The sequence below is a fragment of the Actinomyces sp. S6-Spd3 genome, assembly GCF_000758755.1.
GTDB lineage: Bacteria > Actinomycetota > Actinomycetes > Actinomycetales > Actinomycetaceae > Pauljensenia.
Map to the genome: position 1 here is coordinate 40019 of NZ_JRMV01000281.1, position 23894 is coordinate 63912.

20 protein-coding genes are annotated in these 23894 nt (G+C 59.7%); 12 read left to right on the plus strand and 8 right to left on the minus strand.

Annotated elements, in window-relative coordinates:
- Positions 1–158: 158 nt before the first annotated feature.
- From HMPREF1627_RS07285 to aroD, 3 genes are read left to right on the plus strand one after another with little or no spacing between them, the layout of a single operon-like run.
- On the plus strand, positions 159–1553 hold the full coding sequence (locus tag HMPREF1627_RS07285) for a glycine--tRNA ligase (protein ID WP_034502521.1): 1395 nt from the start codon (positions 159–161) through the stop codon (positions 1551–1553).
- The gene (gene dusB, locus HMPREF1627_RS07290) at positions 1554–2876 is read left to right on the plus strand and encodes a tRNA dihydrouridine synthase DusB (protein WP_420705312.1); all 1323 of its coding nucleotides are present in this window, start codon (positions 1554–1556) and stop codon (positions 2874–2876) included.
- Positions 2877–2901: 25 nt separating this feature from the next.
- Positions 2902–3759 (plus strand): type I 3-dehydroquinate dehydratase, encoded by an 858-nt coding sequence (aroD, locus tag HMPREF1627_RS07295; protein ID WP_034502525.1) that lies wholly within the window; start codon positions 2902–2904, stop codon positions 3757–3759.
- A gap of 12 nt (positions 3760–3771) precedes the next feature.
- Here aroD and HMPREF1627_RS07300 read toward each other — a convergent pair whose 3' ends face one another.
- From HMPREF1627_RS07300 to HMPREF1627_RS07320, 5 genes are all read right to left on the minus strand, one after another.
- Positions 3772–4035: a hypothetical protein gene (locus HMPREF1627_RS07300; protein WP_034502526.1), complete on the minus strand. Its 264-nt coding sequence runs from the start codon at positions 4033–4035 to the stop codon at positions 3772–3774.
- Between the two features lie 138 nt (positions 4036–4173).
- A complete protein-coding gene (locus HMPREF1627_RS07305) occupies positions 4174–4629 on the minus strand; it encodes a Dps family protein (RefSeq protein WP_034502528.1) in 456 nt (151 codons plus the stop codon).
- Positions 4630–4806: 177 nt separating this feature from the next.
- Positions 4807–6723: a helicase HerA-like domain-containing protein gene (locus HMPREF1627_RS07310; protein WP_034502530.1), complete on the minus strand. Its 1917-nt coding sequence runs from the start codon at positions 6721–6723 to the stop codon at positions 4807–4809.
- A 32-nt stretch (positions 6724–6755) separates the two neighbouring features.
- On the minus strand, positions 6756–7331 hold the full coding sequence (locus HMPREF1627_RS07315; RefSeq protein ID WP_034502532.1) for a type II toxin-antitoxin system PemK/MazF family toxin: 576 nt from the start codon (positions 7329–7331) through the stop codon (positions 6756–6758).
- A 53-nt stretch (positions 7332–7384) separates the two neighbouring features.
- On the minus strand, positions 7385–8497 hold the full coding sequence (locus tag HMPREF1627_RS07320) for a hypothetical protein (protein ID WP_034502533.1): 1113 nt from the start codon (positions 8495–8497) through the stop codon (positions 7385–7387).
- Positions 8498–8547: 50 nt separating this feature from the next.
- Between HMPREF1627_RS07320 and HMPREF1627_RS07325 the strand changes: the two genes are divergently transcribed.
- A complete protein-coding gene (locus HMPREF1627_RS07325; RefSeq protein WP_034502535.1) occupies positions 8548–9810 on the plus strand; it encodes a deoxyguanosinetriphosphate triphosphohydrolase in 1263 nt (420 codons plus the stop codon).
- Between the two features lie 73 nt (positions 9811–9883).
- On the plus strand, positions 9884–11845 hold the full coding sequence (gene dnaG / locus HMPREF1627_RS07330) for a DNA primase (protein ID WP_034502537.1): 1962 nt from the start codon (positions 9884–9886) through the stop codon (positions 11843–11845).
- An 8-nt stretch (positions 11846–11853) separates the two neighbouring features.
- Here the strand turns inward: dnaG and HMPREF1627_RS07335 are convergent, their stop codons facing one another.
- Both HMPREF1627_RS07335 and HMPREF1627_RS07340 read right to left on the minus strand, forming a co-directional pair.
- Entirely contained in the window at positions 11854–12336 is a 483-nt protein-coding gene (locus HMPREF1627_RS07335) for a hypothetical protein (RefSeq protein ID WP_034502538.1), read from the minus strand.
- Positions 12333–13340: a hypothetical protein gene (locus tag HMPREF1627_RS07340; protein WP_034502539.1), complete on the minus strand. Its 1008-nt coding sequence runs from the start codon at positions 13338–13340 to the stop codon at positions 12333–12335. The genes HMPREF1627_RS07335 and HMPREF1627_RS07340 overlap by 4 nt, the downstream gene beginning before the upstream one ends.
- Before the next feature lie 70 nt (positions 13341–13410).
- Between HMPREF1627_RS07340 and rimP the strand changes: the two genes are divergently transcribed.
- The 4 genes from rimP to infB all read left to right on the plus strand — a co-directional run bounded on the left by rimP (position 13411) and on the right by infB (position 18250).
- Positions 13411–13881: a ribosome maturation factor RimP gene (gene rimP / locus HMPREF1627_RS07345; protein ID WP_034502541.1), complete on the plus strand. Its 471-nt coding sequence runs from the start codon at positions 13411–13413 to the stop codon at positions 13879–13881.
- An 8-nt stretch (positions 13882–13889) separates the two neighbouring features.
- Entirely contained in the window at positions 13890–14942 is a 1053-nt protein-coding gene (gene nusA / locus HMPREF1627_RS07350; protein WP_034502543.1) for a transcription termination factor NusA, read from the plus strand.
- Entirely contained in the window at positions 14932–15258 is a 327-nt protein-coding gene (locus tag HMPREF1627_RS10240; RefSeq protein WP_081940792.1) for a YlxR family protein, read from the plus strand. Before nusA ends, HMPREF1627_RS10240 begins: the two co-directional genes overlap by 11 nt.
- A 109-nt stretch (positions 15259–15367) precedes the next feature.
- Positions 15368–18250: a translation initiation factor IF-2 gene (infB, locus tag HMPREF1627_RS07355; protein ID WP_034502546.1), complete on the plus strand. Its 2883-nt coding sequence runs from the start codon at positions 15368–15370 to the stop codon at positions 18248–18250.
- 76 nt (positions 18251–18326) lie between these two features.
- Here infB and HMPREF1627_RS07360 read toward each other — a convergent pair whose 3' ends face one another.
- Entirely contained in the window at positions 18327–19919 is a 1593-nt protein-coding gene (locus HMPREF1627_RS07360; RefSeq protein ID WP_034502547.1) for an aspartate:alanine exchanger family transporter, read from the minus strand.
- 474 nt (positions 19920–20393) lie between these two features.
- Here HMPREF1627_RS07360 and HMPREF1627_RS07370 point away from each other — a divergent pair, with 474 nt between their 5' ends.
- The 3 genes from HMPREF1627_RS07370 to ilvC are packed head-to-tail and all read left to right on the plus strand — an operon-like array spanning position 20394 to position 23688.
- Positions 20394–22154 (plus strand): acetolactate synthase large subunit, encoded by a 1761-nt coding sequence (locus tag HMPREF1627_RS07370; protein ID WP_034502549.1) that lies wholly within the window; start codon positions 20394–20396, stop codon positions 22152–22154.
- Positions 22154–22660: an acetolactate synthase small subunit gene (gene ilvN / locus HMPREF1627_RS07375; RefSeq protein ID WP_034502551.1), complete on the plus strand. Its 507-nt coding sequence runs from the start codon at positions 22154–22156 to the stop codon at positions 22658–22660. Before HMPREF1627_RS07370 ends, ilvN begins: the two co-directional genes overlap by 1 nt.
- 2 nt (positions 22661–22662) lie before the next feature.
- Positions 22663–23688 (plus strand): ketol-acid reductoisomerase, encoded by a 1026-nt coding sequence (ilvC, locus tag HMPREF1627_RS07380; RefSeq protein ID WP_034502553.1) that lies wholly within the window; start codon positions 22663–22665, stop codon positions 23686–23688.
- Positions 23689–23894 lie beyond the last annotated feature (206 nt).

The window sequence follows — 23894 nt, forward strand, 5'->3', positions numbered from 1 at the left end:
TTGATGCTATGACAAGGGATATTGCAAAGCAATCTGCTGACTGTTCAGCAATTACTGGCTCGCGTGGCACTCTCCAAGCCACCCAAGCATTCACCGGCTAAAATATGCACAGACCACTGCGCCAGCCAGGTGCGGTGAGCCCTAATAAAGGAGTTTTCGTGGCACAGCCATCCACCTCTCGTCTTGATTCCGTTATCTCTCTTGCCAAGCGCCGCGGCTTTGTCTTCCCCTGCGGTGAAATTTACGGCGGTACTCGCTCCGCCTGGGACTACGGCCCGCTGGGCGTGGAACTCAAAGAGAACATCAAACGCCAATGGTGGAACTACATGGTTCGCCGCCGCGCAGACGTCGTCGGGTTGGACTCCTCGGTAATCCTGCCCCGCGAGGTGTGGGTTGCATCCGGACACGTCAAGGCCTTCACCGACCCGCTCATCGAGTGCCAGAACTGCCACAAGCGTCAACGCGAAGATCAGCTCATTGAAGAACTGGCTGATAAGAAGGGCGTTGACGAATCCTCCCTGTCGCTGGAAGACGTAGTTTGCCCCAACTGTGGTGTTCGTGGTCAGTGGACCGAACCCAAAGCATTCTCGGGCTTGCTTAAGACCTTCCTTGGTCCCGTTGATGACGAGGCGGGCCTTCACTACCTGCGTCCCGAAACCGCACAGGGAATCTTCGTCAACTTCGCCAATGTCATGACCGCGGCACGTAAGAAGCCGCCTTTTGGTATCGGCCAGATTGGTAAGTCTTTCCGCAATGAAATTACCCCCGGTAACTTCATCTTCCGTACCCGCGAATTTGAGCAGATGGAACTTGAGTTCTTCTGCGAGCCGGGAACTGATGAAGAATGGCACCAGTACTGGATCGACTACCGCAAGGCATGGTACGTGGGCCTGGGAATTGATCCCGAAAACCTGCGTGAATACGAGCACCCCAAGGAGAAGCTCTCACACTACTCCAAGCGCACCGTTGACCTGGAATACCGCTTCGGTTTCCAGAACTCCGAATGGGGTGAGCTCGAAGGTATCGCCAACCGTACCGACTACGACCTCGGTGTTCACGCCGAAGCCAGTGGTGCCAAGCTCGACTACTTCGACCAGGCGACCGGTGAACGCTGGACCCCCTACGTCATCGAGCCTTCCGCCGGCCTGACTCGCTCCCTCATGGCCTTCCTCATCGAAGCCTACCACGAGGATGAAGCCCCCAACGCAAAGGGCGGCGTTGATAAGCGCGTTGTCCTCAAGCTCGACCCGCGTCTGGCTCCCGTCAAGGTCGCTGTCCTGCCCCTGTCGCGCAAGGAAGAACTGACCGGACCGGCGCAGGCCCTTGCAGAAGAACTGCGCGACCTGTGGAACATCGAGTACGACGATGCCGGTGCCGTTGGCCGCCGTTACCGTCGCCAGGATGAGATCGGCACCCCCTACTGCATCACCTACGACTTCGATTCCGTTGAGGATCACGCCGTCACCATTCGTGAGCGTGACTCGATGGAGCAGGTCCGTATCCCGCTCGACCAGGTCAAGTCCTACCTGATTGAGCGCTTGGGAGTTTGCTGAGTGACCTCGCAGTCTCACGCTAGTGGCCCAGCCTGCTTGCAGGTTGGGCCACTGCGGCTGTTTACTCCCGTCGTCTTGGCACCGATGGCAGGAGTGACGGATGCCCCCTTCCGCCGCCTGTGTCGCATGTTTGGTGAAGAGGCCTTGGGTGGGCCTTCACCCCTGACTGGTATGCCCAGCCCGGCCGCTCTTCCCGGCGCTGCTGAGAGCGCTCGCCCAGCCGCGGCCTCGGGAATTGGGAAAGAAAGCGGCGCAGGCGCGGAGCTGACGCCCCACGTCGATGCGCCTGCGGGCCTGTACGTCATGGAGATGGTGACCTCGCGAGCCCTCGTCGAGGGAAGCGCGCGCACGATGGCGATGATTCGCCCTGACCCTGCTGAACGCGTGCGCTCCGTGCAGCTGTACGGCGTGAACCCGCAGGTCATGGCTCGCGCAACCCAGATCATGATCGACGGCGAGTACGCCGATCATATCGACCTGAACTTCGGCTGCCCGGTGCCCAAAGTGACGCGAAAGGGCGGGGGAGCGGCGCTTCCCTGGAAACGGGATCTGTACACCGACTTGCTGGGCGCCGTTGTCACGCAAGCACGCGTGAGCGGGGACGCGCGTGGCCGAGAGATTCCGGTGACGGTGAAGATCCGCATGGGAATTGATAGCGGACATGAAACCGGCCTCGAGGCTGCGCAGATCGCCCAAGAACTTGGTGCGGCGGCCGTGACGATCCATGCGCGCACCCAGACCCAGCATTACGCGGGCCAAGCGCATTGGGATTACATTGCGCGCGTCAAGGAATCCTTGGATATTCCGCTTTTCGGTAATGGTGATGTTTTCGAGGCCGCGGATGCGATCGCGATGATGCGCCAGACCGGGTGCGATGGCATTTCCGTCGGACGAGGCGCGCAGGGACGGCCGTGGATTTTCCGCGATATCGTCGCCGCCTACCACGGGAGGCCGGCTTTCCCGGCCCCTTCACTTCGCGAGGTTGCCGCCATTATTGAAACCCACGCGCGCTGGTGCGTGGAAGAAGAAGGCGACGAGGACCGCGCGATGCGCGAAATGCGTAAGCACATCGGCTGGTACCTGCGCGGTTTCAAGGTTGGAGGACCGCAGCGCCACGCGCTGGGGATGGTCTCCACGCTTGATGAGCTTAGCGAGCGCCTGGCTGACTTGGACCTTGATCAGGATTTTCCCGAGGCCGCACGTGGGCCTCGTGGGCGCGCTGGGGGAGAAAAGACCCCGCACCTGCCCGACGGCTGGTTGGAACACCGATACTTGACCGACGCCGAGCGGGCGTCGATTCATCATGCAGAAGTTGGCTACTAAAGGGTTGCTGAGCAGAGGGGACGTCATGGAGCCTGTTGTTATTGGACGCAGTGATTTGGGCGAGGCCTACGGCGCAGCGCCTTCGGGCGTGGGTGCGGGATTGCTGGACCCCGCGGGAGCTATTCCTCCTCGAGGCCGAGTGCTTCTGGGCGCCGGGCAGCCGGTAGTTTTCATTGTTCCCCTGACGGCGGGGGACGTGCGTGGAGTCGTTGAACAGATCGAAGCCGCCGCATCGGAGCCGCACGATATGTTCGAGTGGCGTGTGGACTACTTGGACGTACTTACGGGGCTTTCAGGTGAGGAACTGAGTGACCAGGCCCGCGAAGAGATTTCAAGGTCTGTGGCAGAGATCTTGGATGCTTCGGATGTACCCGTTTTGGCTACTGTTCGAACAGCTGCTCAGGGCGGGAAGGCTGAAGTTTCAACGCCGGTTTATGGCCAGATCGTTGAGCTGCTGGCCGGGTGCGGAATGGATGCGGTAGATGTGGAAATGGCTCCGGCTGCACCTTCATTGACCGAGAAGGCACACGCCGCGGGTGCGAAGGTCATCATGTCCTTCCATGACTTCGAGGTGACTCCCGAATCGGAGATCATGCGAGAACTTCTGGAAACCATGGCAGTTTTGGGCGCGGACGTCGCAAAGCTTGCGGTTTTGGCCAATTCGGAGCGTGACGCGCTCAATGTTGAATTGGTCCAGAGGTGGGCGTCCGAGTACGTGTCGGCCCCGTCAATCGTCTTAGCGATGGGTGAGTGTGGCCGCCAGACGCGTGCGACTCGACCTGAAGACGGGGGAGTCGCTTCTTTCGTGGCCGTGAGTGGGCGTGAGAGCGCGCCTGGTCAGTGGGGTGCGCGGGAATTGGCGGAGAGGCTTGGGCGAAACTAAGTTTCTCCGCGGCTAGATTGCGCTTCCGTAGATCAGGTCTCCCAGCGCAAGGACAATGAAGATCCAGAAGACTTCAATGAGCCCAAGCACTGCTGCAAGCCATGAGCGCCGATAAATTGCCCACACAAGTGTCGGAACGCCCAACATACACACCCAGATGACGGTCGCTCTGCCGGTGATCAACGAAAAGATGACGAGCGAGGCCGCAATGACGAAGGAAATCGCAGTCCCGATGTGGGTTGTTGTCTTTGATTTCGTGGCAGGAATTGTGGACATGGCGAGCCTCCATTGAGCTCCACTGAATCACGTACTCGATAGTTTAGTTTTTTCGTGTCTCAAGGGGAATAGACCTCAAGAGACAAAAGTGGGGGCGCCTCCGAAGAGGTGCCCCCACTTGAAGCGAAACTCAAATAATCAGTTGAGATCCTTGGTTGCTGCGCGCAGCATCCAGGCCTGCTTCTCCAGGCCGGTTGCAATGCCGGTCAGCAGGTCGTTGGACAGGTGATCGTGCTCGTCCACCGGATCCAGGGTTGCCTTGATGCGCTCGGCAACGCCCAGCAGGCGCTCCTCGTACTGACGAGCGGTCTTATCGGTGGGGAGGAAGCCGGGCTCCATCGGGTCAACCAGCGAGGTTGCTGCGACGGTCGCTGCGCGGCCATCAGGGGCAACTTCAATTGCTGCCATGCGCTCGGCGACATCATCAGCGGCAAGGCGAACCTCGTCGATGATCTCGTCCAGGTGCAGGTGGAGCGAACGGAAGCCGGGGCCTTCGATGTTCCAGTGTGCCTGCTTGCCCTGAAGTGACAGATCGGTCAAATCAACGAGAGCCTGCTGAAGAGCTGCTGCAACAACGGGGTGTGCCTGAGTCATATTGTTCTCCTAAAACCTATCTGTATATGCGCCCATGAGGGGCGCACCATTGCCATCACTTCTGACAACTCCATTTTTGTCGATTTCATTCCCTTTCGCGCCGTAAGGTGAAATATCCGACAGGGGTTGTGACAGTTCGTCGATAAAGTGTCGAGAAGTGCCAGAAAAACGTGGAATTTACTTAAACAGCGTCCCCAGAATCGAACGAGTGAGTGAACGAGCAGCGGTCGTTCCCACGGTCTTCACCGTGGACTCGATCACGCGTTGCGTTGCACGCTGGCGGCGCTCTTCGGCCTTCTCGGCCTCGCGCTGACGACGCAGGGCCTCCTTTTCCAACTCGCGCTGGCGGCGCTCTTCAGCCTTTTCAACCTCACGCTGCAGGCGCTCGAGTTCCTTCTGGCGCGCAGCTTCTTCCTTCGCCGCCTGTTTTTCGGCTTCCTTACGAGCCTTGGCCTCGTCAAGCGCACGCTGGGCTTCAGCGGCCGCCTGCTCGGCGGCCTGAGCTGCTGCGGCAAGTCGCGCTTCCATCAGCTCAAACGCCGATTCGTTGTCGACTGCATCGCGGTAGCGCGCGAGCAAGGGGGACGAGCTCACGATCGAGGACACGACCGAGGCCTCGGCCGGTCCCATGACCGCGGCGGGAGCATCCAGCATGGTGGGCGCGACCGGGGTCGGACGGCCTTTCTCATCCAAAACCGTCACGACAGCCTGACCGGTACCTAGGGAAGTCAGCACTTCAGCCAAATCCAGGGGCGAGGTGGGGAAAGTGGACACGGCCTTCTTGAGGTTCGCGGCATCATTCGGTGTGTGTGCACGCAGTGCGTGCTGAACGCGCGAGCCAAGCTGAGCCAAGACCTCATCGGGAACATCGGTGGGGGACTGGGTGACAAACACAATGCCCACGCCCTTGGAACGGATCAGACGAACCGTTTGCACAACCGCCTGGAGGAACTGCTTGGAAGCGTCGGTGAAGAGCAGGTGGGCCTCGTCGAAGAAGAAGACCAACTTGGGCTTATCCGGATTGCCCACCTCGGGCAGCGTCTGGAAAAGCTCAGCCAAGAGCCACATGAGGAAGGTCGAGAACAATGCGCCTTGGCTGCCCAAGTCGGGCAGCTCAAGGGAGGAAATCACGCCGCGACCGTCTGTGGACATGCGCATAAGGTCGGAAATATCAAAGGCGGGTTCACCGAAGAAAACATCGCCGCCCGAGGCCTCCAAAGCAGCCAGTTCACGCAAAATTACGCCAGCGGTCGCCGGGGAGACCCCGCCGATTCCCTTGAGTTCTTCCTTGCCTTCGTCGTTATTGGTCAGGTAGTCGATGACGGCGCGCAGGTCCTTCAGGTCAATCAGCGCGAGCTGCTGGCTATCCGCCCAGTGGAAGATCAACTGCAGCGCTGAGGACTGCGTGTCATTCAATCCCAGCACGCGCGAAAGCAGAAGGGGGCCAAATTCGGTGATAGTTGTACGGATCGGAACGCCTTCGCCGCGTCCGCCCAGAGTGAGCAGTTCCGTGGGGAAGGCCTTTCCTTCCCAGTTCTGTCCGATGCTTGCGCAACGAGCAAGGAGTTTTTCGGAAGAGCTTCCCGCCTGTGCTAGACCCGTCAGGTCTCCCTTGATATCGGTGACAAAAACGGGGACACCGGCCTCGGAGAGGCGCTCTGCCATGAGCTGCAGGGTTCGCGTCTTACCCGTACCTGTTGCGCCCGCAACTAGGCAGTGACGGTTCATCAAGCCCAGCGGAATCCCCACGGGCGCGCCGGGAACCGGGGTATCGCCATCCAAGAAAGCTCCCAGTCGCATCGAAGGCGCGGTGAAGGAATACCCTGCGCGGACCTGCTCCGCGTATCCTTGCAGTTCCCCTTCGCTTGCCGAGGCCACGGCGGGGGTGGCGGGTGTACTTTCCGCAGGTGCTGCAGGAGTTTCAGCGGGGGCCGCCTGCTGGGGCGCGGCCTCGATCTGGTTGCCCTGACTAGCCTGCGTGGCAAGAGCAGCGTCAAGTGCAGCCTGCGCAGCCTGTGCCTTAGCGGCAGCAGCTTCGGCGGCGGCCTGTGCGGCCTCGGCCTTCAGGCGAGCAATTTCAGCGGAATCAGTCATGGTTCGTCCTCGCAGTGTTATGGGGAGAAAACTTAGGCATTCCAGTGTGCGCGCAAGGCATCGCACACGGCGTTATAGGTTGAGTGATCGACGGTTGCACCTTCGCGGCGAACATCTGCAGGGGCGACGATGAGAAGGCGGTCCAAGCGCACCTGACTGGGACGTCCCTGCGAATCCCACGCGCCGGTGCCGATGGGGAACCAATAGCGTCCCCAATGTGCCTCTTGCTCGGCGTCCTTGCGGTGATCCTTAGAAGTGAGCTGTGCGACGACAAGGCCCTGAGATACTCGCGCAAGGACAACAACGGGACGATCCTTGCCTTGGCTGGGGTCATCTTCGTAGGAGACCCAGGTCCACACGACTTCGCCCGGATCCGCGTCGCCATCGGGATTGGGAGCGTATTGGAAAGGTGGCAAGCCAAGCGTGCGCACGTCCCAGACCTTGTTTTCCTTTCCCGAGGCCGTGCGAGCCTTGGGTGAATGAGCCTGAGTTCCTGCGCTGCGGGAAGAAGATGAGCGTGAGCGGCGCTTCGATGAGCGCGTTTCATCTTGGACGCTCTGGCCTGCGGCCTGGATGAAAATCGCGAGAAGTCGCTTAATGAAGTCCACGTAGTCTCCAGGTGTGATGGAACAGTGATTTAAGTGTACGGGCAGTCCAATGCTTATTCCGTGGCAAACGCGCGCGGGTGAATGCGTGCGGTTTCAAACCAGGCGCACTGGCCAGGGGCTAGTGGAGTATCAGACGCAATGGAAGTTGGCAGAACTCCCGTTGACACCAAGGGACGGTGTTCGGAAGGAACAAGAACGGTGGTATCTGATGTGTTGAAAACAACCAAAACCTGAGCACTCATGTGAACCAAGCAATCCGGACCAGCCCAGGGCAGGCCTCGTACATGGGCAAGAGAGCCCGTTCCCATTCCGTGCTCTTCGCGCGTACGCAAAGCTTGTTGGACCATCAACACAAAGGAACTGGAAATGGTGTCTTTTGACGGCGAATCGAAATAAGTAGCTCCCGGAAGGGCTAGGGCGAAAAGAGTGCGTGCACGATGAATCTCACTGTCATCGTAGGGAAGCGCAGGCCAAGCGGCCACGTGCCCCACAGGGTCGCGGTTGGCGAAAGTATTCGCGATAGCATCGCACAGCTGCGGGTTCTTCCACTCGATGTCAAGAAGAGTGTCATTACGCAGGTGATGGAACCAGGATTCTTGAAGAATCTCTTGCAAATCCGAGTCGTCCATGTGGGGCAAACTTGAAGTCAGAATAGGCAAGGTATCAGTGTTAGCTACCTCGGCCATGACCACGCGCAAGAGATGCATGAACTCTCGGCGTTCAACTGAATCCGGCCCATAGTGAATGAACGGCAGAGTCCCAAAGTCGATCCCGTCGACGCCTGCATCTACGCATGCTCGCACACGGCCAAGCAGAGTCGTCACCGTCTCATCGGCGGAGTAAGGACCGTTGAAATCGTAGGTATTCCAATCAGCTGAACCGGGAAGATGGACGATGATCTTGACACCGACCCTGTGAAAACGCTTGACCAGCGAAATAAGTTCTGGATTGACGCCCCAAATCATCTGGGGGATCGGAGAAAGCACGAGGGCATCAACGCCCACGCGAGCAAAGCGGATTGCCTCTTCGCTGAGCTGCTGAGCAAGATCATGGTCAACGCGCCGGGGAATGCGGCAAATGACCGACGAATACCACCACGGATGAGTGCCTTTCCGGGCAGCATGGACGAGGGTAGTCACCACCTGAGTCCCGTTCGTTGAATGCACAACACCATCTTATGCAATGAAAGCCTTCAACAAACAGTTAGGCTTATCATGTGAACACTTCCCCTGCCTACGTGCCCAGCGATTGTGAGCGTTTCGTCCCAGAGACAGCGAAATCCAGATCTCGGACAGATTTCGAACGCGACCGTGCGCGAGTACTTCACTCTTCGGCTCTGCGACGTTTAGGGGAGAAAACACAGGTCCTTGGGCCAACGTCGGATGATTTTGTTCGAACCCGCCTCACTCACTCGCTCGAAGTTGCCCAAGTGGGCCGCGAGTTAGGCAAAGAACTGGGCGCAGACCCGGATGTGGTGGACGCGGCCTGTCTTTCCCACGATTTAGGCCACCCACCCTTTGGGCACAACGGCGAACTTGCGCTCAACGAGTTGGCTCGTGAGATCGGTGGTTTTGAAGGAAACGCGCAGACCTTGAGAATCGTCGCACGCTTGGAACCCAAAGTTCTTGGCAAAGACGGGCCGGCAGGTCTGAACCTGACGCGTGCCACCTTGGATGCGATCTGCAAATACCCGTGGGCGAGGGGCGAAGGCCCAGACCCCGTTAAATCCCAACGTAAATTCTCCGTCTACGAGGACGACCGTCCGACTTTCGACTGGATGCGCCAAGGAATCCCCGCGGGCAGGCGCTGCCTCGAAGCTCAAATCATGGATCTTTCTGACGACATTGCGTACTCGGTTCATGACATGGAAGACGCTGTTGCAACGGGGAAGATGGACCTTGAACGCCTATGCAGCGATTCCCATACCCAAGGGGTCATTGAATCCACCATGAAGTGGTATGGCACATCGATCTGCGAAGACGATCTTTACCGCGCTTTCGAGCGTTTGGTGACCATGCCCGAATGGATGGGGTCTTTCAGCGGCTCCTACGCTGATTTGGCTGCCCTCAAGGACTTGACCAGCGAGCTGATCGGGCGCTTCTCCAACGCAACGGTCGCGGCGACCCGCCAGGTCGCAGGAGACCAGCCCCTGGGGCGCTACCTCGCCGAGCTCGTCGTCCCAGCCAATACTCGCGCGGAAATCCAGGTCCTCAAGGGCATGGCGGTCCACTACGTCATGAGTCCGCGCGAAAGCGAACCCGTGTACTACCAGCAGCGCACGCTCCTCAACGACCTGGTTGATGCTCTTGTCAATGCTGGCCCCGAATATCTTGAACCGCCTTTTGCCGCTCAATGGCGCGCAACCACGGACGAGGGACAACGCCTACGAGTCGTTATCGACCAAGTCGCCTCGTTGACCGATATCTCCGCCTCACGCTGGCACGCGCGCATGTGTGGAATGCTGTCCTCACAGCTCTGAGAAGCGAGATCGGGGTGGCCGACGCCATCCACATCTTTCTGCTAGAAAAGTGTCCACTCGCTAAACTGAACTCATGGCCGGCCTGATCCTCAAAGAAGACATCGCCGCCGTACGTGATGCTTCGCGCATCGAAGAAATCGTCGGCGAGCGAGTTGCCCTGCGCCCCGCAGGCGTCGATTCTTTAAAAGGATTGTGCCCTTTCCACGACGAACGCACGCCCTCGTTCCACGTCCGCCCCTCCCAAGGTTTTTGGCATTGCTTTGGCTGCGGCGAAGGCGGGGACGTCATCAGTTTCGTACAAAAAGTTGATTCTCTTTCCTTCACCGAGGCCGTGGAAGCCTTGGCCCTCAAAGCTGGGATCACTTTGCGTTACGAGGCCGCGGGCAGCGGAACCCTACGCCGCGAAGAACCCGGTCGCCGTCAGCGGCTCCTTGACGCGCACCGCGTCGCCGAAGAGTTCTACCAGGCGCAGCTCTCTTCCCCAGAAGCCCACGAAGGACGTCGTTTCCTTGGCCAGAGAGGCTTCGATGAAGCGACCTGTCGTCACTTCGGAATCGGCTATTCGCCCAGCTCATGGGATGCGCTTACCCGCCACCTGCGGTCCAAGGGCTTTACCGATCAAGAAATCGAGATTGCAGGACTTGCAACTCGCGGAAACCGCGGACTCTATGATCGTTTCCGCGGCAGACTTATGTGGCCAATCCGTGACATTACGGGTGCGACGATCGGCTTTGGCGCTAGGCGTTTGAACGATGAGGACAAGGATTCTCCGAAGTACCTCAACACCCCGGAAACCCCGATCTATCACAAGTCTCAAGTCCTCTATGGCCTCGATCTTGCGAAGAAAGAAATTACACGAAACCGCAAGGTCGTTATCGTCGAAGGCTACACGGACGTCATGGCTGCCCACGCCGCCGGTGTGGGATATGCGGTCGCAAGCTGCGGTACCGCTTTCGGTGAAGACCACGTAAAAATCGTCCGGCGCCTGTTGGGAGATAGCGCGGACAGTGCCGCTGGAGTTGTCCTCAGCAATGGGAAAACCCACGGCGGAGAAGTGATCTTCACCTTCGATGGTGACGCGGCGGGACAAAAAGCTGCGCTTCGTGCTTTCGAAATGGACCAGAACTTCGCAGCCCAGACTTTCGTCGCGGTGGAACCCAATGGCATGGACCCCTGCGAGCTCCGCATGGCTCAAGGAGAGCGCGCCGTTGTGGAGTTGGTGAACTCTCGGACGCCGCTTTTTGAGTTTGTTATCCGTTCGGTTCTGCGCCAGCTCGATTTGCGCACCGCAGAAGGGCGCGTGAAAGCCCTACGTGCGGCGGCTCCCGTAGTTGCTCGCATCCGCGACCACGCGCTCCAACGCGAGTACACGCGTTCGCTCGCGGGGTGGATCGGCATGGATATTTCCGAGGTCTCGCGTGCGGTTCGCTCAAGCGCACACTCGCGCCCGGCCTCGTACGGGGGAAGGGGAGCGCCCGTGGAAACTCCGCAGCCCGCTCCCGTGCGGCGAGGCCCCGAGGACCCGGTTTCTCGAATCGAGCGCCAAGCCCTTGAAGCACTCATTCAATACCCCATGTATGTGGTGGGGTCGGGCTTTGAAGAACTCGGGGGAGAGGCATTTTCTGTCCCCTCCTACCGTGCGGTTCACGATGCGATCCGCGCGGCAGGGGGATTGGATGCTTTTGTGAAGGTTCTTCGCCAAGCAGAAGAACACTTCGGGAAGGGCGCCAAGGCAGTCCAGGCAGCAACACGTGCCTTCGTCGATGATGTTCGCGCGCTCATGATTCCCGAGGTCGCAGCCGTGTTGGTGGAATTAGCAGTTGCGCCGCTCCCTCAAGACCGCGAGGACCAACTTCGCGCGTACTGCAGGGGAGCGATGGGTGCAATGGTCCGCCTCGATGTCACAAGGCGCCTGGCGGATGCGAATGCGAACCTTCAACGCCTGAGCGAAGATGATCCCCAATACACCCAGGCATTCCGAGAACTCATGCGCCTCGAAGAAGTGCGCCAGCGTTTCACCGAGCGTGCACAGTAACTCTTGGGCTACTCCAAACCGACGCTTTCACGCAGCTGTTTTTCAAGGGAATGTGCAAGCTCCATCGCCTCGTCATCAAGCCTTCCGCGTGCTGCAAGAACAGAAAACAACTCTCCATCCTCACGCTTGCGAATCTGCGCGGTAATCACCGCACCATTTGGAGCTTTCACGCTGCGAACCAGAACCTGAGTGCGATTGACCTTCTCGCTGATGTTTTCCATAAAAGGACGCATCGGAGAATGCGAAGAATGAACAACTAGAGGAGAACGTGCCGGATCAACCCAGTTCACGCTCAACTCCTGTTTTTCGCCCTCCCAGCGAGCGCTCTGAACCTCGTACCACATCGCCGAATCAGTGACTTCACCTTCACGGATCATGATCAAGGCATAGCGCCCCGAAACGAGGATTGCCCCGTCATCGAGCTCAATATGGAGCGCATCCGCGTCCCCGCGGGGGAGCAGATCACGATAATCGGCAAGTCCCGAGCTCATTGAAGCGTCACCACCGCCGGGAAAGTAACGGTCGGAGCACCAGCCCAGAGACGAAGATCGTCGAGGGCGGCTTGAACGCCGAAAAGACGAACATCTTGTGAGTCGGACTGGAGCAGGTTGACATCGGCGCGAAGGCTGGCCTGGGCAAGATCAGAAGGCGAGGTGTTCGTAAGAGAACAACGCAATTGGCGCGAATCCTTGCTCCCACGTTCCAGAGAGCGCGAGGCGCGATCAAGGAGAGCGTTCTCAATGGTCTCGGCCTCGTAGAAGTCGGCGGTGTGGACCGCAGACTTGGGCAGAGTCTGTGCGATGCAGTCCCAGCTCGCGGTAGAAGCGGCGGCCTCGTCGGAAGACGAAAAAGCAGAGGTTGTTTGCGAGACCTGGGGGAGCGTCAGGTCGGAGGAAGCGCCCTGGCGGACGAGCCAATTGGGGGAGGCGCCTGTGGCCTGGGTGAATCGTTGGGCGAGGGCATCAACGCCCTGATCGCCCGCATCTATGTCGATCGCGTAGGCCTGAGCCAATTGCACTGCCGAGGCGTAGCGTCCCAGTGCGACTGCGCTCAGTTGGCGCGATTGCTCAGGAGAGGAAGTCGTGGGGTTGCTGGCTGCACGCAGGTCCCGGCGAGCCGAGATCACGAGCCACGAAATGAATTCTTCGATCCTGTAAGGGGCTTCGGCAACCTCTTCAGGCTGGGGAAGATTGGCAGTGTTCTCCTGATCCTTCCAGGGGTCCCATACTCCACCGAGGAAATCCAAGCGTTGCTGCGAACTCTGCGCAAGGGCCTCAAGAGAAGACGCGCAGGAGGAACACTCGCTTGCAAGTGCAGCGAGGGAATGCGCACGCTGGGCCGCGGCGGCCTCGGTCCTTGCCGAAGCATCGCGGGAAAGTGCGAAACCGGTCAATGCGGGCAAATGGGTGGCGGAAGATTCCAGGTGGATTCCGCATGCCCCCAAGGACATGCTGAGGACAGCAATACACGCAGTGAAGAGTTTCGGGTGTTTCACAACAACATCATCCCATGGTCAAAAGACGAGTACGATTGCCTAGAATACCGTGTCGCGTGAAGGAGTGAAGGTGGCACCCACACAGATTGAAGAACAGGTCCGTGCGCTGGTCGAAGGTATCGTCACCCAAGCGGGGGCGCAGCTTGACGCGGTAACGATCCTCAAACAAAACGGGGATTTGGTGTGTCGTATCACCGTTGAAGAGCCCCTTGGTGCGGAGCGTCTGTCTTCTGATGCTCTTGCTGAAATCTCGCGGGCAATCTCCAAAGCCATGGATTCAGCGGACCCGATCTCGGATGCCTACATGCTGGAAGTATCTACTCCCGGTCTTGAACGAGAGCTGAAGAAGCCTGAACACTGGATGCGTCAGATCGGCGGACTTGTCAGCGTGAAATTGCGCAACGGTGACAAGGTCGTGGGACGAGTCAGCCAGGCGGACGAGAAAAGCGCTACTGTAGATACCGGCGCTGAAAGCCACACAATTGCATATGACGAGATCAAGAAGGCGCGTTCGCGCGTCGACTTCGGCTCGTGGGAATGAGGGACGCTATGGAAATCGATATGACCGCCCTGCGGATGGTCGAACACGAGAAGGGGGTATCGCTCGATACCCTGGTTGATGCCATCGAAGAAGCGCTACTCAAGGCCTACCACAACATCCCCGGTGCGATTTCAAAGGCTCGCATCGAAATTGATAAGCGCACCGGCCGCGTCACCGTGATGGCCACCGAAGAAGACGACGATGGTAACCCCATCGGAGAATTTGACGACACCCCGAAGAACTTTGGCCGCATCGCCCAGTCCACAGCGCGTTCGGTCATTATGCAGCGCCTGCGTGACGCCGATGATCAGCGCGTCCTGGGTGACTTTGCTGGCAAGACTGGCCAGATCGTTACCGGTGTCGTTCAGCAGTCCCGTGACTCGCGTATGACGATCGTGAAGCTGGCTGATGATTTCGAGGCCGTTCTTCCCGATTCGGAAAAGGTTCCCGGCGAGGATTACTCCCACGGCACCCGCCTGCGTGCGCTCATTGTTTCCGTCGAGCGCACTGACCGCGGTGCTCGCATCACCTTGTCGCGCACTCACCCCGGTCTCGTCAAGGGTCTTTTTGAGCGCGAGGTTCCCGAAATTCAGGAGGGACTGGTCCGCATTAAGGCGATTGCTCGCGAAGCTGGACACCGCTCGAAGATCGCTGTTTTGGCAACCCGTGAGGGTGTTAACGCCAAGGGCGCCTGCATTGGCCCCATGGGTTCGCGTGTGCGTGCAGTTATGAACGAACTGGGTGGGGAAAAGATTGACATCGTCGATTGGTCAGAGGATCCGGCGCGTTTCGTTGCTAACTCTTTGTCTCCGGCTCGCGTGTCCCGCGTGGTTGTTCACTCTGTTGAACAGCGCACTGCCACTGCGATTGTCCCCGACTTCCAGCTTTCGCTGGCTATCGGTAAGGAAGGCCAGAACGCACGCCTCGCGGCACGCCTGACGGACTTCCACATCGATATTCACTCGGACACCGAAAACGGTGAAGAAGCACTGGCGTCGCGTTCGTCCACTCCTGATGACGTGATCAGTCGCTCACAATCCGATGACTTGGATGAGGACTGACTCAGCTAAGCTTGAAGGCGTGTCTCAATCCACTTCTATGCTTCGCACCTGTGTGGGTTGTGGAATACGCGCGCAACGTTCGGAGTTGATCCGTGTCGTTGCCTCTACCGACGGACATCTCCACGTTGATGCCCGTCGTCAACTTCCCGGTCGGGGAGCGTGGTTTCATCCCGAAGCTCGCTGCCTAGACCTTGCTCGCACCAGGCGGGCGATGGGGCGTTCGCTGCGACGAACGGTCGACATGACCGACCAGCAGTGGAAGGCCTTGGGGGAGGCCATTCTGTCAGCGGCGCACAGGGCGCCGGACAACGAGTAGCGAAAGCGGGTTGAAAGCCCATGGGCACCCGATGAGTACCCAGCGATGAGCTGCCTGCAATATCAGTGATACGTCTCCGTTTCGGGGACGTTCCCGAACAAGGAGAAAAGTGGCAAAACTGCGTGTCCACGAGCTCGCGAAAGAGCTCGGAATCCCCAGCAAGGAATTGCTGGCCTACCTACGAGACAAGGGCGAATACGTCAAGGCTTCGTCCTCCGCACTTGAACCCCCTGTCGCGCGTGACGCGCGTGAACATTTTGAAAAGCTCTCTGGATCAGCCGCATCGGGTGATGCCGCCAAGAGCACGTCCAAGAAGCCCGCTGCCCCCAAGCCTCGTGCGAAGGCCAGCGCTGAGAAGCCGGCAGAGTCCGCTCAGGCTTCAGTGAAGGACGAAACCCCCACTCCCGAGGCCCCCAAGCCCGCGTCGCGCAAGCCTGCGCCTCGCGCACCTAAGGCTGAGGCCCCGAAGGGTGAAGCAGCTGAAAGCGCGAAGGAAACTCGCGCTCCCAAGCCAGCTGCTCGTCCTGCAAGCGATACTCACGCAGCTGCCCCCAAGCCGGGTACAGCTCCCAAACCGGGTGCACCTCGCGCACCCCGTCCCGCAGGCGGCGCAGCACCTAAGCCGGGCGCGCCTCGTCCCGGAGCACCTCGTCCCGGCGGTCCGCGCCCCGGAAACAACCCCTATGCATCCAGCCAGGGCATGCCTCGTCCCGGCGGTAGCCAGGGTGGCCGTGGGGGAGCGCGTCCCGCTCGCGGCGGCGCACAGGGCGGCGAACGTCCCCCGCGTCCTGCAGGCGCACAGGGCGGACGTTCTGGTGGTCCTCGTCCGCCTCGTGGTGGCGCACCTTCTGGTGGCGGTCCGCGTCCGAACCCGGGAATGATGCCCGGACAGGCAAACTTCGCTCGCTCGGGCGGTCCTGCACCTTCTTCTGATCGTCCTCGTGGTGGCCGAGGCCGCGGTACCCGTCCTGCTGGTGGCGGTGGCGCCCAGGGCGCTCCCGGAGCAAATGCCGGTGGCGGTTTCGCTCCGCCGCGTGGCGGCCGCGGTGGCGGCCGCGGCGCAACACCGGGCGCATTCGGTCGCGGTGGCGGCAAGAGCTCGCGCGGACGCAAGTCGAAGCGCGCAAAGCGTCAAGAGTTCGAACAGCAGAACGCACCCGTCATTGGTGGCGTGTCGATTCCTCGCGGCGATGGACAGCAGATCCGTATCCGCCAGGGTGCCTCCCTTGCTGATTTCGCTGAAAAGATCAACGTCAATCCCGCAGCGCTGGTCACCGTCCTCTTCCACCTCGGAGAGATGGCAACCGCCACGCAGTCGCTGGATCAAGACACCTTCGAAGCACTGGGCGCAGAGCTCGGCTACGACGTCAAGGTTGTCTCTCCTGAAGACGAAGATCGCGAACTGCTCGAGTCCTTCGACATCGACCTCGAAGCCGAAGAACTGGACGATGCAGAGAACATGCAACCGCGTCCCCCGGTCGTCACGGTCATGGGCCACGTCGACCACGGTAAGACCAAGCTCCTCGACGCTATCCGTCACACCGACGTCGTCGATTCCGAGCACGGTGGTATTACTCAGCACATCGGCGCCTATCAGGTGAAGGTCACCGCAGAGGACGGCACGCGCCGCCCGATCACCTTCATCGATACCCCCGGCCACGAGGCCTTCACCGCTATGCGTGCCCGTGGTGCGCAGGTTACCGACATTGCGATCCTCGTGGTCGCAGCTGATGACGGTGTCATGCCTCAGACCGTTGAAGCAATCAACCACGCGCAGGCCGCCGGCGTGCCGATCGTTGTTGCAGTCAACAAGGTCGATAAGGAAGAGGCGAACCCGGAGAAGATCCGCGCACAGCTCACCGAGTACGGCCTCGTTGCCGAAGAGTACGGCGGCGACGTCATGTTCGTTGACATTTCGGCCAAGCAGCGCAAGGGTATCCACGAGCTTCTCGAGGCCGTGCTGCTGACCGCTGATGCGGCGCTGACCCTGGAAGCGAACCCGGATACGGACGCACGCGGTGTGGCCATTGAAGCGAACCTTGATAAGGGACGCGGCGCGGTGGCAACCATGCTGGTCCAGCGCGGTACCCTGCGCGTCGGCGATTCGCTGGTTGTCGGTTCCTCGCACGGCCGTGTTCGTGCGATGTTCGATGACAGCGGTAACGACGTTTCCGAGGCCGGACCTTCGACGCCGGTTGCAGTGCTGGGCCTGACCTCGGTCCCGCGTGCAGGTGACTCCTTCCTGGTTGCTTCCGATGACCGTACCGCTCGCCAGATCGCTGACAAGCGTGAAGCTGCTGAACGTCAGGCCATGCTGGCCAAGCGTCGCAAGCGCGTCTCCCTTGAAGACTTCGATAAGGTCCTCAAGGAAGGCGAGGTTGATACCCTCAACCTGGTCATTAAGGGTGACGTTTCCGGTGCTGTTGAAGCTCTGGAAGATTCGCTGTTGCGCATCGACGTGGGCGAAGAAGTTGCTCTGCGTATCATCCACCGCGGTGTCGGTGCAATTACCCAGAACGACGTCAACCTGGCGACCGTGGACAATGCAGTCATCATTGGCTTCAATGTCCGCCCGGCAGAGCGCGTTCAGGAACTTGCCGATGCCGAGGGCGTCGAGATTAAGTACTACAACGTCATCTACTCGGCGATCGACGATGTCGAGGCCGCGATGAAGGGCATGCTCAAGCCGATCTACGAAGAGGTCGCACTGGGCAGTGCGGAGATCCGTCAGGTCTTCCGTTCCGGCAAGTTCGGCAACATCGCTGGTTCGATTGTCCGCTCCGGCACCATCAAGCGTGGAACCAAGGCTCGCCTGGTTCGCGATGGCGTTGTCGTTGCAGAGAACCTGGAAATCGCATCGCTTCGCCGCGAGAAGGACGATGTCACCGAAGTCCGCGAGGGCTACGAATGTGGTATCACCTTGGGCTACAAGGACATCGCAGAAGGCGACATCATCGAGACCTGGGAAATGCGCGAAAAGCCGCGTGACTGAGGTCTAGTTGAGTTAAAGCTCGTGGGCCCCGCACCTTGTCGGTGCGGGGCCCACGAGCTATGAGCACTCAGAGTGATTACATACCACCCATGATCTGAGCGACGAGGATCTTGCCGATCATGGCAACCGGGTAGACCAAGGCGTAACCCAAGGAGACGCGAGGATCCATATTCGTACGAGAGTTTGCGAAAGCCAGGACTGCAGGCTGCGTCTGAGCGCCAGCCAGAAGACCCGCGAGCTTCGTTCCACCCATCTTGAAAGCCCAACGCATGACGACGTAGAGGCCAATAGCCATGATCGAGGTCATGATGATGCCCAGCAAGAGGATCTGCAGCCAGGTGCCGGAGGTGAAAGCCTTTTCAATCTGTCCACCTGCGTTAGCGCCCGCTTGTGCGAGGAAGACCAGAAGGCCGAACTCTGCCAAGACCTGACCGGCCGTGAAAGGCATCGCAGTGACGATAGGGCCGATGCGACCCAAACGGCCAAAGATCAGGCCAACAATCAACGTGCCGGCGGCTGAACCAATGGAGAAGTAGGCTCCAGTCGGCGTAAAGATCGGAATCTCACCAATCAAAATTCCCAGCGCCATGCCAACACCCAAGCTGATCGGGTTGAGGTCAGACAGGCCTCGTGCGGAGTCGCCGAAGAACTTCGTAATCTCCCGCATCTTCGAGGTCGGTGCGACTACGCGGACGCGGTCACCCTGCTGAAGGACAAGGCCGGGTTCGGCGATCATGTCGACGTCGCCTCGGCGAACGCGGGAAACGGTTGCGGAGAACTTGCCCGCAAGGTCCAGCTCTTCCACGGTATGGCCCGCGAGCTTCGGGTTGGAAATCGTGACGCGACGGAAATCCAAGTAGGTGCGGTCCTCGATGAGGGAATGCGAGGAGGGGTGGCCCAATTCGGTTGCGACGCGGGCGACGAGCTCGCGCGGGCCGACGACGGTGACCAGGTCGCCCTTATCCACGGTATCGGTCATCGACGGACGCATGATCGGGCCGGTTTCGCCTCGGCGCAGGCGCGAGAAGGTGATCTTGGAACCCAGAGTCGTATAAATATCGCCCAAGCAGGGGTGATCGTCGCGCTCGACGCGGATCGTGCGGTTCGCCAGGGGAGAGGGGGCATCCTTGTCGCGCTTGCCGTAGGACAGGGCGGCGGCCGAGGCGATGAGCATTCCGATGACGCCGAAGAGGTAGGCAATCGAGTAACCGACGGTCGCCAAGTCCAACTTCCCCGAGGCCTGGCCAGCGGCGGACAGAGCCGGAGTGTTGGTCACTGAACCGGCGAAGGTGCCGGCGATGAGTGCGGGGTCCATTCCCCACATACGGCCAATGAATTCACCGGTAGCTGCGGCGATGGCGTAGAGGGCGACCATCGTGAGGATCGGGCCGATCGCGCTCTTGAGGTTGTGGAAGAACGAGGCGCCCGAATTCATACCGATTGCGAAGGTGAAAAGCGCCAAACCGAGAGTGCCCAATTCGCGGGTGACACGCAGGTGAATGCCGTAGGTTTCGGCCCAGGCCGACAAGATGATTGCAAAGAAGAGTACGGCCGCCGCGCCCAGTCCGATTCCCTTGATCTTCACGTGGCCGAAGGCCATTCCGATGCCGATCAGGAGGAACAGGAATAGGACAGGCTGATCAGCGAGCTTCGTAAATAAGATCTCCACTGTGATGGCTCCATTGTCTGGTGATCAGGATTTTCTGTATCCGCTTCTCAGTATCGTCGTACTCAAGAGAGGGGCCAAATGGATGAAGCGCAGAATTATGCAGATTGTGTCGAAAGGGACTCAATTGCTGTCTGACAAATTTTCGATTTTGAGGCCAAGGTCCCACATATTCCGGAGTGTGAGATTAAAAAGCCCATGGCGGCAAGAGGCTCTACGGTAGAAGCGTGATGAAGCTTCGCATTTCGGGAATTCTCGTCTCGGTCATCGTACCCAGGCGTGCGATTCCTGCCGTGTGAATTGTCGGATGGAACGCACGCCTCAATCCCCGCGCATATGCGCTACGCGTTCGCAAACACCTGAGTTTGCGCCGCGACCGCACCTGTGAAGGGGATTTTTTCATGCATGACACCCCATGATTCCCCAAAGGGCTCATGTCCTTTGAAGCGGAAGCGTAGACCGACTGGAAGGCTGATAATGACTGAAGAAACACGTCGGGTGATGACCGGCGCGCAAGCCATTGTGACCACTCTTGAAGCATTGGGCGTGACTGACGTTTTCGGCATGCCCGGTGGCGCAATCCTGCCCACCTACGATCCTTTGATGAGCTCCTCGCTCCACCACATCCTCGTGCGCCACGAACAGGGCGCAGGCCATGCGGCGCAAGGATACGCCCTAGCCAGCGGCAAGGTTGGCGTCGCGATCGTGACCTCTGGGCCGGGAGCAACAAACACTCTGACTGCGATTGCGGACGCAAACATCGATTCCGTCCCAATCGTCGTCATCTCAGGCCAGGTTGGCGCCTCCCTGATCGGCACCGATGCCTTCCAGGAAGCCGACGTCGTGGGCGCCTCAATGCCCCTAGCCAAGCACTCCTTCTTGGTGACGGACCCGCGTGAAATCCCCGCGCGCCTCACTGAAGCCTTCCACATCGCCAAGACTGGCCGCCCGGGCCCCGTCCTCGTGGATATCACCCGATCCGCACAGGTCGAAGAATTCGAATACATCTGGCCCGTGCCCATGGATCTTCCCGGCTACCAGCCCGCTTTCGAGCCCATTCCGCGCCAGATCGAGCGCGCCGCAGAGGAGATCGCACGCGCGCAGGCTCCTGTGTTCTACGTCGGCGGCGGCCTCGTCCGAGCGCGCGCCGAAAAGGAACTGCGCGAACTGGTGGCACTATCCGACGCGGCTGTCGTGACGACTCTTCCCGCTCGCGGCGCCTTCCCCGATTCGGATCCTCACAACCTGAAGATGCCCGGCATGCACGGCACCGTTCCCGCGGTGGGAGCTCTCCAGCGCGCGGATCTGGTCGTTGCGCTGGGCGCGCGCTTCGATGACCGCGTGACCGGAAAGTTGGATTCTTTCGCGCCTCGTGCCCGCATTGTCCACGTCGATATCGACGCCGCGGAGATGTCAAAGAACCGCTATGCCGACGTTGCAGTGGTTGCGGACCTCAAGCCCGCCTTGGCCGCGCTGAACGCCGCTCTTCCCGAGGCCTACGAACGCCTCGGCAAGCCTGACCTTTCGGGGTGGTGGCGTTACCTGAACCGCTTGCGCGAGACCTACCCGCTGGGATGGGTCGAACCCACTGACGGTTTCATGGCTCCCCAAGAGGTGATCTCGAAGCTGTCCTCGATCGCTGGCCCCGAGGCCATCTACGTCACCGGCGTGGGACAGCACCAGATGTGGGCCGCACAGTTCATCGAATTCGAAGAACCCTCGCACTTCATTTCCTCGTGTGGTCTGGGAACCATGGGCTACTGCATTCCCGCAGCCATGGGCGCGCAAGTGGGTGCACCGGACAAGGTCGTGTGGGCCGTTGACGGTGATGGTTCCTTCCAGATGACGAACCAAGAACTGGCAACCTGCTCGATCAACCGCATCCCGATCAAGGTCGCGCTGATCAATAACTCGGTGCTGGGAATGGTGCGTCAGTGGCAGACACTGTTCTATGGGGAGCGCTACTCAAATACAACGCTGAACCCGACCGAGGGTGAGCAGATCCCCAACTTTGAGATGCTCGCTAAGGCCTATGGCTTGGAGGCGCGCACCGTGCGTCGCGCCGAGGACGTCGAGGACGCGATTAAGTGGGCAATGTCGATTAATGATCGCCCGGTCCTCTTGGACTTTAGGGTTTCGAAAGACGCGATGGTGTGGCCGATGGTCGCAGCCGGAGTACCCAATGACGATATTCGCTACGCCCGCGATATCGCGCCCGACTGGGAGGTGGAAGACTGATGATGCACACGCTGGCTGTCCTGGTGGAAAACAAGCCTGGTGTTTTGACCCGAGTCTCCGGCTTGTTTGCACGCCGCTCGTTCAACATTAAGTCCCTGGCAGTGGGGGAGACCGAGCAACCCGGCATCTCACGCATGACGATTATCGTCGAGGCCGATTCTGCTCCCATCGAGCAGGTGAAGCGTCAACTTAATAAGCTCATCAATGTCCTCAAGATTGTTGAGCTCCACCCCGAAGAATCCGTCGAACGTCGTCTGCTCATGATGAAGGTTCGCGCTGATGAATCTCGTCGCACTGGCGTCTTGCAGGTCGTGGACTTGTTCCGTGCGCATGTTGTCGACGTTCAACCTGAGTCGGTCGTCATTGAGTCGATCGGTTCACTACCCAAGCTGGAGGCGCTGCTGCGGGCCATGGAACCCTACGGCGTCATCGAACTCGTCCAATCGGGTGCTGTCGCGATCGGTCGCGGTGAGCAATCGATTACGGATCAACTAAAGGAGAAATAAGAATGGCAGAGATCATCTACGACGACGGCGCAGACCTGTCGCTGATCCAGTCCAAGAAGGTGGCCGTTATTGGCTACGGTTCGCAGGGACATGCACATGCACTGAACCTGAAGGATTCCGGCGTTGACGTGGTCGTTGGCCTGCGTCCCGGTTCCTCTTCTTGGGCAAAGGCTGAGGCAGCCGGCCTCGAGGTGAAGGATGTTCCCGAGGCCGTGGCCGAGGGCGACGTTGTCTCTATCCTCCTGCCCGACCAGGTGCAGCGTTTCGTTTACGCCGAGCAGATCGCCCCGAACCTGAAGGAAGGCGCGGCCCTCCTCTTCGCGCACGGCTTCAACATTCGCTACGGCTACATCGAGGTCCCCACCGGTCACGATGTCATCATGGTTGCCCCCAAGGGGCCGGGCCACAAGGTCCGCGAGACCTACACCCAGGGCAAAGGCACCCCGGACGTTGTTGCCGTTGAGGTTGACGCTTCCGGTCAGGCTTGGGACCTGGTTCTGTCCTACGCAAAGGCAATTGGTGGCACCCGTGCAGGCGTCATCAAGACGACCTTCACCGAAGAGACCGAAACTGACCTCTTCGGCGAGCAGGCCGTTCTGTGTGGCGGTGTCTCTCACCTGATCCAGGCTGGTTTCGAGACCCTGGTTGCCGCTGGCTACCAGCCCGAGATTGCCTACTTCGAGGTTTGCCACGAGATGAAGCAGATCGTTGACCTGATCAACGAGGGTGGCATCACCAAGCAGCGTTGGTCCTGCTCTGACACCGCTGAGTACGGCGACTACATCTCTGGCCCGCGCGTTATCGGTGAATCCTCCAAGCAGGCAATGAAGGACATCCTTTCTGATATTCAGGATGGCACCTTCGCTCGCCGTTTCATCGAGGACCAGGACAATGGTGCTCTCGAGTTCAAGGCACTGCGTGCTGAGGAAGAGTCTCACCCGATCGAGGCCACCGGCCAGAAGCTGCGTAAGGCTTTCGGCTGGACCCAGGCTGATGAGGACTACACCGAAGGCAGCGCAGCTCGCTGAGTTGTCCTCATGTGTGGTTCGGTCGGCTATTTGAGCTGAGCTGAGCTGAGTTCGGGTTAAGACTGGTGTTTTGACCAAACGGCTGTGGGCCGGTGCATTCGCGCCGGCCCACAGCGTTTTTGTGTTCGCGCGCGGGTCTCCGCTGTCCTGTCTCCGTCTCGCGCTCGTCCGGCCTCGCCCTTCCTTCCCGAAAAGACACAGGAAGT